This window comes from Halorubrum sodomense, from assembly GCF_900111935.1.
Lineage (GTDB): Archaea > Halobacteriota > Halobacteria > Halobacteriales > Haloferacaceae > Halorubrum > Halorubrum sodomense.
On record NZ_FOYN01000003.1, the window covers coordinates 428,571 to 441,245 of the forward strand.

General features: G+C 69.1%; 12 protein-coding genes. 4 read left to right on the forward strand and 8 right to left on the reverse strand.

The window, feature by feature from the left end; all coding sequences use genetic code 11:
- Positions 1–4 precede the first annotated feature (4 nt).
- Positions 5–292, forward strand: coding sequence for a CDGSH iron-sulfur domain-containing protein (locus BM286_RS11570; protein WP_092922334.1), 288 nt, complete (start codon positions 5–7; stop codon positions 290–292).
- A 19-nt stretch (positions 293–311) separates the two neighbouring features.
- Here the strand turns inward: BM286_RS11570 and BM286_RS11575 are convergent, their stop codons facing one another.
- Positions 312–1,397 (reverse strand): DNA topoisomerase IV subunit A, encoded by a 1,086-nt coding sequence (locus BM286_RS11575; protein WP_092922337.1) that lies wholly within the window; start codon positions 1,395–1,397, stop codon positions 312–314.
- A complete protein-coding gene (locus tag BM286_RS11580) occupies positions 1,398–3,863 on the reverse strand; it encodes a DNA topoisomerase VI subunit B (protein WP_092922340.1) in 2,466 nt (821 codons plus the stop codon).
- 170 nt (positions 3,864–4,033) lie between these two features.
- Between BM286_RS11580 and BM286_RS11585 the strand changes: the two genes are divergently transcribed.
- Complete coding sequence (locus BM286_RS11585) at positions 4,034–4,993, forward strand: oxidoreductase (protein WP_092922343.1); 960 nt, start codon at positions 4,034–4,036, stop codon at positions 4,991–4,993.
- Positions 4,994–5,053: 60 nt separating this feature from the next.
- On the opposite strand, the gene BM286_RS11590 is transcribed toward BM286_RS11585, so the two are convergent.
- Together BM286_RS11590 and BM286_RS11595 are read right to left on the reverse strand one after the other, a co-directional pair.
- Complete coding sequence (locus BM286_RS11590; RefSeq protein ID WP_092922346.1) at positions 5,054–5,593, reverse strand: hypothetical protein; 540 nt, start codon at positions 5,591–5,593, stop codon at positions 5,054–5,056.
- Positions 5,594–5,711: 118 nt separating this feature from the next.
- The gene (locus BM286_RS11595) at positions 5,712–5,906 is read right to left on the reverse strand and encodes a cold-shock protein (RefSeq protein WP_004045866.1); all 195 of its coding nucleotides are present in this window, start codon (positions 5,904–5,906) and stop codon (positions 5,712–5,714) included.
- Positions 5,907–6,086: 180 nt separating this feature from the next.
- Here BM286_RS11595 and BM286_RS11600 point away from each other — a divergent pair, with 180 nt between their 5' ends.
- Positions 6,087–8,762 carry a heavy metal translocating P-type ATPase gene (locus BM286_RS11600; protein ID WP_092922349.1) on the forward strand — a complete coding sequence of 892 codons (2,676 nt, stop codon included), beginning with the start codon at positions 6,087–6,089 and terminating at the stop codon, positions 8,760–8,762.
- Between the two features lie 81 nt (positions 8,763–8,843).
- Entirely contained in the window at positions 8,844–9,500 is a 657-nt protein-coding gene (locus BM286_RS11605) for an NAD-dependent epimerase/dehydratase family protein (protein ID WP_092922352.1), read from the forward strand.
- 27 nt (positions 9,501–9,527) lie between these two features.
- Here BM286_RS11605 and BM286_RS11610 read toward each other — a convergent pair whose 3' ends face one another.
- The 4 genes from BM286_RS11610 to BM286_RS11625 form a co-directional block, all read right to left on the reverse strand.
- A complete protein-coding gene (locus BM286_RS11610; RefSeq protein ID WP_092922355.1) occupies positions 9,528–9,803 on the reverse strand; it encodes a hypothetical protein in 276 nt (91 codons plus the stop codon).
- Between the two features lie 72 nt (positions 9,804–9,875).
- Complete coding sequence (locus BM286_RS11615; protein WP_092922358.1) at positions 9,876–10,337, reverse strand: universal stress protein; 462 nt, start codon at positions 10,335–10,337, stop codon at positions 9,876–9,878.
- A complete protein-coding gene (locus BM286_RS11620; protein WP_092922361.1) occupies positions 10,337–12,133 on the reverse strand; it encodes a VC_2705 family sodium/solute symporter in 1,797 nt (598 codons plus the stop codon). Before BM286_RS11620 ends, BM286_RS11615 begins: the two co-directional genes overlap by 1 nt.
- Entirely contained in the window at positions 12,130–12,576 is a 447-nt protein-coding gene (locus BM286_RS11625; protein ID WP_092922364.1) for a DUF4212 domain-containing protein, read from the reverse strand. Before BM286_RS11625 ends, BM286_RS11620 begins: the two co-directional genes overlap by 4 nt.
- Positions 12,577–12,675 lie beyond the last annotated feature (99 nt).

The window sequence follows — 12,675 nt, forward strand, 5'->3', positions numbered from 1 at the left end:
GACTATGGCGCGCGAAGTGACGCACGAGGAGCGCGGACCGGCGATACTCGACGAGTCCGACGCCGGCGACGACGGCCTGATCTACGTCTGTCAGTGCGGTCTGTCGGACGCGAAGCCGCTCTGTGACGGCTCGCACAACGCGACCGACGACGAGGCGGACGGCGTCGTGTACAAGTACTCGAACGACGACGCCGACGGGGAGCGCCGGGAGGTCGGCGAAATCGACGGCGGGCGGCGGGGAGTCAACAGCGAGCGGCGGGAAATCGACGGAAACGACGACGCGGACCGGTAGCGGATGCGGCGGCGGGCGTTCAGAGCACGCCCATCTCCCCGAGCCGCTCGGGGAGGTACGTGTCGGTGACGAAGTCCAGCCCGCGGCTCGCGAGCGACTGCTGTTCGGACTTCTTCCCGATGTCGAGCTGGAGTTCGATCTGCTCCTCCCAGTAGTCGGTCTGGAATCGCGGGTCCTCCAGCTCCGATTCGAGGGCGTTCACGTCCGAGTCGGACAGCGGGTCCGAGGGGAGGTCGTACTCGACGATGTCCTCCGGTTGGATCCCGATGAACCGCGCCTCGGGGGTCGCGAGGTACTTCGAGAGGTGCGCCGACTTGATCGAGCCGTACGCCACGGAGCCGTAGATCCGGTACGACCACGGGTCGCCGTCGGTGAACACCACCACCGGGAGGTCCAGCTCGTCGCGGAAGCGCTTCGTCAGGCGGCGCGTCGCGCGGGCGGGCTGCCCGCCCAGGTGGACGACCAGGGCGTCGTGCGCCTCGTCGAACCCGTTCTCGACGAGCCGGTCGCGCATCCCGCCGGTCTCGACGCAGAGGACGAACTCGGCGTCGTTGTCGAGGAACTCGATGGTGTCCGGGTTGTTGGGGATCTGGTAGCCGCCCTGGCCGACGTCGAGCTGACAGTGGATCTCGCGGTCGCCGCGGTTGGTCTGCTCGCGGATCTCCAGCGGCCCCATCACCTTCGCGCCCGACTCCTCCGGTCGCATGTGGAAGTCCTCGCGGGTGACCCCGGTGACGATTTCGAGGTCCTCCACGAGGTCGTTCGACTCGTCTTGGCTCTTGAACTGCGCCTCGTCGTTGTTCCACGACTCCGAGAGGTAGTACAGCTCACGCAGCGTCGACGAGCGGTCGTCGTCGAGCTGGTTCGCGAGGAACTCGATCGTGTACGCCGCCTTCAGCAGCTTGCGCGCGCCCCGAACCGAGTTGGCGCTTCGCGTCGAGGTGCGGTCGCCGTAGGTCCAGACGCCGCTCGCCTCGTCGTACTCGATGTTGCTCTTCGTCCGCGTGGGAAGCGTCATCTCCGGGATGTCGCCGGCCGCGAACTGGTCGTAGAAGTCTGCCGCCAGGTCGATCAGCTCGTCTCGTGCGTCGCTTTCGGTCGTCATTTAGGCGTTCACCGTGAGTTTCTCGGTCTCCACGCCGCCGACACTGACCTCGAACTCGGGGTCGCCGTCGACCGCGTACGTCAGTTCCCGCTCGTCGCCCGAGGGCACCTCGGGCTTCCACTGGACGAACCACTCGCCGTCCATGTCCACCACCGTGCCGTCCGACAGATCGGTCGGCTCCGTCGAGACGATGTCGGTGATCTCCAACGCCTCGTTCACGTCCGAGTGGTTCTCGACGACGAGCGTCACCGACTCGCCGTTCACCTCGCGCTCGACGCTGACGTTGTTCATGATCCGCGCCAGGGCCCCGTCGATGTCCGGGCGCGGCCGGCCCGTCACCTCCGAGACCTTGTCGGCCATCTCGGGGAGGATCTTGCCGAGCACGTCCTGCTTCTCCCGGCGCTGCTGCATCGAGCGCCGCTTGTTGAGGAACGACTTCAGCTCGCGGGCGGCCTCCCGCACCGCGAGCTCGATCTCGTCTTCGATCGCCGGGACGTTCGCGAGCGCGTCCTTCGACTCGCTCGTGAACGGGACGTTCGTGGAGGCGACGTGGATGCTGATGACGGCCGGGCCGTTGGGGAGCCCCGAGCCGCCGGGCTGATCGAGCCCGTAGTTGCGCCACCCGATCCGCTTTATCACGTCCGTCGTCGCGCAGGCGCCGCGCTGGTAAACGAGCGGGACGCGGTTCGCGAACCGGAGCAGTTCCACGGACCCGTCCGCCGGAATCTCGCCGCCGTACGCGATGCCGGCCTCGACGATGAACGGGTCGCCGCCGTGGACCTCGGCGTCGCGGGTCGCGGCCGCGTAGAAGTCGGCGTCGTACTCCTTCCGGAGCCCGGCCTCGACCAACTCGGCGGTGATCGGCGCGAGGCAGTCGGTCGGCGGCGCGAGGATGTCGGTCGTCCGCATCGCGTCGAGCAGGTCGGCGGCCGCGTCGCGGCTGCCCGCGATCGCCTTCACCTTCGGCGGGTCGTCGGGGACCCTTCGCGCCCGCGACCAGAACGCCTCGACGACGTTCTCGCGCGCGGTCTCGCCGAACGTCGCGTCGCGCTGCTCGGCGACGAACGACGCCGCGTCCGCGACGAGCCGTTCGAGGTCGTCGCGGGTGATCCGGAACGCGTCGCCGTCGAGGTTCTCGAACCGGCGCGCGAGCGCCTCGGCCATCGCCTGAACCGCGGCGTCGTCCTTGCGCGTCGACGTCGCCTCGTCGACGAGCGCGTAGGCGTCCGCGACGAGCGGCGACTCGTCCGCGTCGTCACCGCTTTCGGTGTCCCCGCCCGAATCGGTGGCCTCGTCCGCGTCGCCGCCGAGCCCCGTCACCGCCCGCCACGCGGCGTCGACGGCGTTCTCGCGGACGGTGCCGCCGAACGTCTTGTCGGTGTCGTTCTCGACCGTCTCCGCGACGGTGTCCACGACCTCCGCGAGCTCGGAGCGGGTGATTCGGTCGCTGTTCCCAACCGTCTCCGCGACGCCCTCCGCGAAGGCGGTCGTCGCTTCCGCGCCCTTGTTCGCGACGGCCTCGCTCACCGCGCTCGCGACGTCGCGGTCGTCGCGGGCGCGCGGCGGCGACCAGGCGAGCTCGCGGCCGTAGTAGACGTCGCGGAAGTTGTCGATCACGCTGTCGGCGGTCTTCTTGCCGACCCGCGTGAACTCCTCCTGGAGGAACCCGGAGACGGAGTACGACTCGGTCGCCTCCAGCATCTTGATCAGCGCGCCGAGTTCGACGCCGTGCGGGTGCGGGCGGATCTCCTCCGTCTCCGCCGGCAGCTCGTCGGTCGCGCGCTCGAACTTCAGCGGCTCGTCGAGCCCGGGCTCGCGGAGCTCGATCCGCGCGTGGGGGTTGACGACCGCGGTGTGTTTCACGTAGTCGTGGAGCTGCTGGCGGGCGCGCATGTTCGCCTCCATCTCCAGCTCGATCCGGGTGCCGTGCGGGCGGTCCCACGTCGTCTCCTCGTCTGCCTTGATCTCCGGCTCGTTCGTGTCGGTGTCGATGATGAGTTCGAAGTACTGCGCCCGCGACTGCCCCTTCGGGCGCGAGGTGATCTTCGCCGGCTGGCCGGAGGTGAGCTGGGAGTACAGGACGGCCGCCGAGATCCCGATCCCCTGTTGACCGCGATTTTGTTCACGAGTGTGAAACCTTGAACCATACAAGAGCTTCCCGAAAACTTTCGGCAGCTGCTCTTTTGTGATGCCCGGCCCGTTGTCCTCGATGACGACCCGGTAGTAGTCGCCCACCTCCTCGATCTCGATGTAGATGTCGGGGAGGTACCCGGCCTCCTCGGTCGCGTCGAGGGCGTTGTCGACCGCCTCCTTGACGGCGGTGACGAGCCCGCGGGCGCCCGAGTCGAACCCGAGCATGTGTTTGTTCTTCTCGAAGAACTCGGCGATGGAGATCTCGCGCTGGCCCTCGGCCAGCTCCTCCGCGATCCCCTCCTCGTCGCCGATCGTCGACTGGAAGGACGTCATTCGGTACTCCCTCCTTTCACCGAGGCACCTAAAAACGCACCGCCGGCGCGGTGAAAGTGGATCCCGGCGTCAGACGGCGTCTCGTCGCCCCGATAGAGAACTTCTCTCACGAGCGGGTAACGTCCGATCCGGCCGACAGGTTTCTCCCCCTGACGCCCCTTCGGTACCTCATGGCAGACTGGACGACCGACGAGATGCCGCGATTGGACGGGAAGACGGTGGTCGTCACGGGGGCGAACAGCGGGCTCGGCTACGCGGGGACCCGCGCGTTCGCCGCCCGGGGTGCGACCGTCGTGATGGCGTGTCGGAGCGTCGACCGCGGCGAGGCGGCGGCCCGCGAGATCCGCGCCGACGCGGGGGGCGAGGTTGGCGGCGACCTCGACGTCCGCGAGTGCGACCTCGCCTCGCTCGACTCGGTCGAGGCGTTCGCTGACGGCCTCGCCGCCGACTACGACGCCGTCGACGTCTGCTGTAACAACGCCGGCGTGATGGCGATTCCCCGCAGCGAGACCGAGGACGGGTTCGAGACGCAGTTCGGCGTCAACCATCTCGGGCATTTCGCGCTCACCGGGCGGTTGTTCCCGCTGCTCGAAGCGGCCGACGGCGTCGGCGGCGACGCCCGCGTCGTCACCCAGTCGTCGGGGGCCCACGAGCAGGGAGAGATGGACTTCGCCGACCTCAACTGGGAGGAGTCGTACGGCAAGTGGAAGGCGTACGGCCGCAGCAAGCTCGCGAACCTGCTGTTCGCCTACGAGCTCCAGCGCCGCCTCGACGCGGCGAGCGACGGGGGCGAGGACCCGGGGGTCCGCAGCGTCGCCTGCCACCCCGGCTACACGGACACGAACCTCCAGATGCGGACCGCCGAGGAGAGCGGCAACCCCCTCATGAAGGTCGGGATGAAGGCCGCGAACGCGCTGCTCGGACAGGACGCGGACATCGGCGTCGAGCCGATGCTGTACGCCGCGACGGGCGACGTCGACGGCGGCGCCTACGTCGAGCCCGGCGGCCTGATGAACATGCGCGGCCACCCGACCGTCGGTCGGTCGAACGACGCCTCCTACGACCGCGATGACGCCCGGCGGCTCTGGGAGTACTCGACGGAGGCGACCGGCGTCGAGTACCCGGTGTAGGCGGTCGCGGCCCGGCGCGACCCGGCGCGGTCCGGCCTCCGCGACTCCGCGGCACGCCGCTCAGTGGAGCGTCCCGTCCCGAACGTGCGCGTCGTACGCGAACAGCGCGTAGCCCACGTCGACCGCGCGGTAGCCGGTCTCGGCGGCGATCTCGCGGATCGGCCCGATCATCGTCACGTAGTCGGCGGCGTCAAACGACTCTTTGCGGCCGTCAAGGTAGCCGAGCCGCTCCAGCGACGCCCAGACGCGCGTGTCGACGACGGCGTGGCGGTCGCCGTCGAGCGCGGCGACCACGCACGACGCCGTCGGCGCCTTGAATCCGGAGAGCCCGGTTATCAGGTGGATCGCGGAGAAGTCGCCGTCGACGGCGCGGGCGTTGCGCGTCACCTCCCGACACCGAGACTCGGGGTTCTTCTCGACGTGGTAGGCGCTCCGCGTCGACGACTCGTAGGCGATCTCGTACAGCTGGTCGCGCGTCAGGTGTCCCTGCGAGCGGTACGCCTCGCCGAACTCGTCGAGCCGTTCGGGAAGGACGCCCTGCGTCTCGGCGTAGCGGTCGAGGTTCTCGTCGACGAACGCGTCGAGGTCGGCGGCCTCCATGCGCGCCGTTTCCGGCTCGGCGACCAAAACGGCGGCGCCGCCGCTTGGGGTGATAATATACGCGGAACGCGTTTCGAGAGCTGTCCGAGTTCGCCGGTAGCGGATGCCGCCGGACGGGTTACAGCCGAGTGAGGTTCGTCGCGCGCGGACCCTTGTCCGCCTCCTCGATCTCGAACTCTACCTCCTGTCCCTCCTCGAGGTCCGGGCCGCCGACGTCTTCCATGTGGAAGAACACGTCCTCGTCAGCGTCGTCAGTCTCGATGAATCCGTAGCCGCCGGTGTCGTTGAAGAAGTCGACCTTACCTGTCGCCATCGCATCCAAACCGTCTCCCGACGTGGTGATAAGTGTTGCGTGCCGCGCTCGCGGCGGAGAACTCGACACGATTTCGACGCAAACCCGGAATGAGGTTTCGATCCGAAATTTCATCCTCGTTCAGACTTTGGTTTCGAATGGGAAAGCGCACTAAGGGAGTAGCCCCTAGTACCAACCAAGATGAGTACCAGAACCACCCACCTCGACGTCACGGGAATGAGCTGTGCCAACTGCTCGGCGACCGTCGGTGACGCCGTGGGGTCGCTCGACGGCGTCACGCGGGCGGACGCGAACTACGCGACCGACGAGGCGACCGTCGAGTACGACCCGGAAGCGACGTCGCTCGCGGCGATCTACGACGCGATCGAGGGCGCGGGCTACGGAGCGGTCTCCGAGACGGCGACCGTGGCGATCACCGACATGTCGTGCGCGAACTGCGCGGACGCCAACCGCGAGGCGCTCGAGTCCGTGCCCGGCGTCGTCGACGCCGACGTGAACTACGCGACCGACGAGGCGCAGGTCCGGTACAACCCCGCCGACACGTCGCTTTCGGCGCTGTACGACGCCGTCGAGGACGCGGGCTACTCGCCGGTCCGCGAGGACGGCGACGGCGCCGGTGAGTCCGACGGGGACGGCGACGGATCGGGCGAGAGCGCGCGCGACGCGGCCCGGAACGCCGAGATCCGCAAACAGCGTCGGCTGACGCTGTTCGGCGCCGCGCTGGCCGCGCCGCTCCTCTTCCTCCTCGTCGACAACCTCCTCCTCGGGGGCCGCATCGCCCCGGACCGGGTCTTCGGCGTCGGGATCCACTGGGTCGCGTTCGCGCTCGCGACGCCCGTCCAAGTCGTGCTCGGCCGGCCGTTCTACGTGAACTCCTACAAGGCGCTCGTCACGAACGGTCGCGCCAACATGGACGTGCTGATCGCGCTGGGATCGACGACGGCGTACGTCTACTCCGTCGCCGTCCTCCTCGACGCGGTCGCCGGGAGCGTCTACTTCGACACGGCGGCGCTCATCCTCGTCTTCATCACCCTCGGCAACTACCTCGAGGCCCGCTCGAAGGGACAGGCGGGGGAGGCGCTCCGGAAGCTGCTGGAGATGGAGGCCGACACCGCCACGCTCGTCGACGAGGACGGGACCGAACGGGAGGTCCCGATCGACGAGGTCGAGGTCGGCGACCGGATGAAGGTCCGGCCCGGCGAGCGGATCCCGACCGACGGCGTCGTCGTCGAGGGACAGTCCGCCGTCGACGAGTCGATGGTGACCGGCGAGTCCGTTCCGGTCGAGAAGACCGAGGGCGACGAGGTCGTCGGGTCCACCGTCAACGAGAACGGCCTCCTCGTCGTCGAGGCGACGAAGGTCGGTGCGGACACCGCCTTACAGCAGATCGTCCAGACGGTGAAGGAGGCGCAGTCCCGCCAGCCCGACATCCAGAACCTCGCGGACCGAATCTCCGCGTACTTCGTGCCCGCGGTCATCGCGAACGCGGTGTTCTGGGGCGTCGTCTGGTTCGCGTTCCCCCAGACGCTCGCCGCGTTCGTCGACTGGCTCCCGCTGTGGGGCCAGGTCGCGGGCGGCCCCGCAGTGGTCGGTGGAACCGTCTCGACATTCGAGTTCGCGGTCGTCGTCTTCGCCTCGTCGGTCCTGATCGCCTGCCCGTGTGCCCTCGGGCTCGCGACGCCGGCGGCGACGATGGTCGGAACCACCATCGGCGCGCAACACGGCGTCCTGTTCAAGGGCGGCGACGTCCTCGAGCGCGCGAAGGACGTCGACACCGTCGTCTTCGACAAGACGGGGACGCTCACGAGAGGCGAGATGGAGCTCACGGACGTGGTCGCGGTCGGCGAGCTCCCCGACGGCGGCGCGGTCGCCGAGCGCGGCGACGCGGCGACCGACGACGGTTCTGCGGGGACCGGCGACGGCGCCGCGACCGGCGCGCTGGCCGACGAGGACGAGGTCCTCCGGCTCGCCGCGAGCGCGGAGCGCGGCAGCGAACACCCCCTCGCCCGCGCCATCGTCGACGGCGCCGAGGCGCGCGGCCTCGAACTCGGTGACCCCGCCGACTTCGAGAACGTCCCCGGTCACGGGGTGAGGGCCACCGTCGAGGGCGACGAGGTGCTGGTCGGCAACCGGAAGCTGCTGCGCGACGCGGGGATCGACCCCTCGCCCGCCGCCGAGACGATGGAACGCTTAGAGAGCGAGGGGAAGACGGCGATGCTCGTCGCCCGGATCCGGGCCGGCGCGGACGACGGGGAGCTCCTCGGCGTCGTCGCCGACGCGGACACGGTGAAGCCGAGCGCGGAGACGGCGGTGAGCCAGCTCCGCGAGCGCGGCGTCGACGTGATGCTGATCACGGGCGACAACGAGCGCACGGCCCGTGCGGTCGCAGAGCAGGTCGGCATCGACCCCGACGACGTCCGCGCCGGCGTCCTCCCGGAGGACAAGTCCGACGCGGTCGAGGCGATCCAGGCCGACGGCCGCCGGGCGATGATGGTGGGCGACGGCGTCAACGACGCCCCGGCGCTCGCGGTCGCGTACGTCGGCACCGCCATCGGCTCCGGGACCGACGTGGCCATCGAGGCCGCCGACGTGACGCTGATGCGCGACGACCCGCTCGACGTGGTGAAGGCGATCCGCGTCTCCGACGCCACCCTCCAGAAGATCAGACAGAACCTCGTGTGGGCGCTCGGCTACAACACCGCGATGATCCCGCTCGCCTCGCTCGGGCTGCTCCAGCCCGTCCTCGCGGCCGGGGCGATGGCGGTCTCCTCCGTCTCCGTCCTCACCAACAGCCTCCTGTTCCGCCGGTACGACCCCGACGGCGACTACGCGCTCCTCGGGTTTCTCCGGCGCTGATCGGCCGTCGACCGACCGCGGGTTTCCCCGTCCTGACGGCGCTCCCGAAGCCCCAAGACGGCGCGGGGCGTACGACGGCATATGTCGACCCTCCTCGTCGTCGGCGGTAGCGGCTTCATCGGACGCGGCGTCTGTCGGTTCGCGGTCCGCGACGACCACGAGGTCCGCAGCGTCTCGCGGGGCGGCCGCCCCGACGTCGACGCCGAGTGGGCGGACGCCGTCTCGTGGACGAGCGCCGACCTGTTCCGCCCGAACGCGTGGCGCGACCGACTCGACGGCGTCGACGCCGTCGTCCACTCGGTCGGGACGCTCACCGAGTCGCCGAGCGACGGGGTCACCTTCGAGCGCGTCAACGGCGACGCGGCCGTGCTCACGGCGCTGGAGGCGGAACGCGCCGGCGTCGACGCCTTCGTCTTCCTCTCCGCCGCGGCGAAGCCGCCCGGCGTCCGGAACGCCTATCTGACGGCCAAGCGCCGCGCAGAGACCTCCGTCGCCGACCTCGACCTCGACGCCGTCATCCTCCGGCCGGGACCGGTGTACGGCGAGGGCCAACCGCACCTCCCCGGGGTCGCGGACCGGTTCCTCCGGTTCGTCGCGAGCGCGCCGCCGATCGCGTCCCGGCTCGGCGAGTCGCGACCGCTCTCCGTCGACACCGTCGCGAGGGCGACGTATCGGGCCGCGCTGAATCCGGACGCACGGCTGCTCGACGTCTCGGACATCCGAGAGCTCGCTCGGTGACCGACCGACCGGAAGCGGGGTGCCGACTCAGCGCGCGCCGCGCTCCCTCGCGATCTCCAGCGAGATGAAGAAGCCGAAGTACGCCGGGATCCCGGCGAGCATGAACATGTACAGCACCCACTGCGGAGCCGCGGAGAAGGCGAAGTCGTACAGCAGCGACACGAGCCCCACCCACGCGAACGCGAACAGCAGGTCCTGGACCATTCCGGTGCCGTTCTCGCTGAGCACGTTCCGGGCGCGGTCAGCGACGCTGGGGTCGGGTGAGGCGTCGTCCGGCGTCTCCGCGGCGTCCGTGTCGGGCATGAGGTGAGTGTGTGAGAGGGGGTACGTCGGTGTTGCGGAATCGCGCGGGGTCGGCCGCGCGATCGAGGACGTTCAGTCCTCGTCGAGGTAGTCGACGACGAGGACGGGGACGTGCGTCGAGCGCAGGGTGCGCTCCGTGACGCTGCCCAAGAGCGCGCGCCTGACGCCGGCCCGGCCGTGGCTCCCCATCACGATGAGGTCGATCCCGTTGTCCTCCGCGTAGTCGGCGATCACTTTGTGCGGCCGGCCGCCGGAGACGTGTTCGACGACGTCGACGCCACGCTCGGCGCCGTGGTCGGCGACCACGCCGGTCGCCTCGTCCGCCTGGTCTTTCAGCTCGCCCATCTCGTCGAACCGACCCTGCTTGAGCCGGTCGACCTGCTCGGTCCCGAGGCTGAAGTTCACCGAGTCGATGTCGACCACGTACAGCGCGTGGACCTCGGCGTCGTACCGCTCCGCGAGGTCGAGCGCGTGGTCGACGGCGGCCTCCGCGACGTCGCTTCCGTCGGTGGGAACGAGGATGCGTTCGTACATTACCGCTCCGCCTCCGTGGAGTCGTCGTCAGCGCGGTCGCTCTCGGCGGCCGCGTCGTCAACTGCGGGGCCGCCGTCTGCGGCCGCGTCGTCAACTGCGCGGCCGCCGTCGGTCGCCACGTCCTCGCCGCCGTCCGCGGCGACGACGTCCTCGGCGGTCTCCTGTTGACTCATCGGCTCGGGGCTGTGACACTGCCGGACGATGCGCTTCGTCTCCAGCGACGGTTCGTCGGTCGCCATCGAGACGACGATGGTGACGACGAACACGATCGGGAGCGTGATGAGCGCCGAGCCGATGGCGGGCATCCACGTCGCGAGCCCGGTCGACAGCGGCGCCTCGAGCGAGCCGATGTACGTCGGGACGATCTGGTTGATCATCGGGATCGACCAGAGCGTCAGCCCGGTGGTCATGCCGGCCAGCGCCCCCTGTCGGTTGGCGTTCTCCCACCACATGCCGAGGAAGAACATCGGGAACAGCACGGAGCCGGCGAGCGAGAACGCGTATCCCACGAGCGCCGCGATCGAGGACGCGGGATTCAGCGCGGCCAGCGTCGTCAGCGCGCCCAGCGCGACGATCGAGAGGCGGCCGACGAGGATCTGCTGGCGCTGCGTCGCGTCCTCGTTGATGATGTTGGTGTAGATGTCGTGGCTGATCGCCGACGAGCCGGCGATGAACAGCCCGGCGACCGTCGCGATGGCCGCGGCGATACCGCCCGCCGCGACGATGCCGACGAACCAGTCCGGGAGGCCGGACAGCTGCGCCGCCAGCACGACGATGACCTCGCTGGCCGCGCTCGTCATGCCGGGGTCGCCGTACGTCGCGCCGACGTTCTGCGAGTAGAGGTCGGTGCCGAACGCCGCGAACGCCGGGGCGCTCCAGTAGAGGATACAGATGAAGAACAGCCCCCAGACCGTCGACCAGCGAGCCGTCCGCTCGCTCTCGACCGTGTAGAACCGGACGAGGACGTGCGGAAGCCCGCAGGTGCCGACGATGAGCGAGAACGTCGTGGCGACCCAGAGGTAGTAGCTCGAACCCGCGAACGGCTCGGAGAACTCGCTGCCGAGCTGGCTGATCAGCGCGCCGTACTCGAGCTGCGGCAGCACCGTGGAGTAGCCGTTGGTGTAGCCGACGACGAACAGTCCGACGACGAACGCGAGGATGAGGATGACGTACTGGACCGCCTGGTTCTTCGTGGCGCCCAGCATGCCGGACAGCGTCAGGTAGCCGACGGTGACGACCATCATCGCGACGACCATCACCTGGTACCCGTCTAAGCCGGGGATGAGGCCGCCGTAGTTACCGAAGATGTACAGGCCGACCAAGGCCATCCCCTTCGCCTGTCCGATGGCGTAGACGAAGCCGATGAGGAACGTCGTCACCGCCGCGATGGCGCGCGCGGTGTCGGAGTTGAACCGGTCGCCGACGAAGTCCGGCGCCGTGTACTTCCCGAACCGGCGCAGCTGCGCGGCGAGGAAGATGAGCAGGATGAAGTAGCCCGTCGTCCAGCCGACGACGAACACCAGCCCGTAGAAGCCGGCCAGCGCGATCGACGCCGCCATCCCGAGATACGACGCCGCGGACATCCAGTTCGCGCCGATCGCCATCCCGTTCTCGACGTTCCCGATGGACCGGCCGGCGACCCACATGTCGTCGGTGTCGGCCACGCGGAAGACGAACCCGATCGTCAGGAACAGGCCCAGCATTCCGATCACGAGCAGCGCCGGCCCGATCTTGAACGAGATGTCGAGGGCCTCCGGGAGGAGTTCGCTCTGGAGGAGCAGCGAACGTCCCGTCATTCGTCGGTCCCTCCGTCGGTCGCGGCGACGTCAGTGTGCTCGATCCCGTACTTCTCGTCGAGCGCGTCCCGCTTGCGCGAGTACCAGAACGCCAAGATCAGCGCGCTGGTCGGCGCGCCGAACGCGACGAGGAAGTAGTGGAGCGGGAACTGTAAGATCGGCATCGTCTGCGTCATCGCCTCGGGCGCGAGCCGAGTCAGGGTCACCGGCCCCCATACCGCGAGGACCCAGATCGCGAACCCCGTCCAGACGATGCGGAGGTGATCGCGCATGTACGGCGTGCTCGGGTTCAGGATGTTCACCTCCGCTCCGAGGTAATCGGTATCCTTGTGCGTCTGTGCGGCTCCCGCGGAAGCGACGCCGCCATCAGTGGCCACGTCATCGGTTGCGCGGCCACCGTCGGCCGCCGCGTCGTCCGAACTTCGTGAGTTATCGTTTGTCATGTGTTGTGGTGTGTATCATCGTGATTCGTTTGTGCGATTTTATCGTGATATTCGTGCGCCGTGCCGTGCGCTCCGTCCGTGTTGGTCGCCTCAAAAACG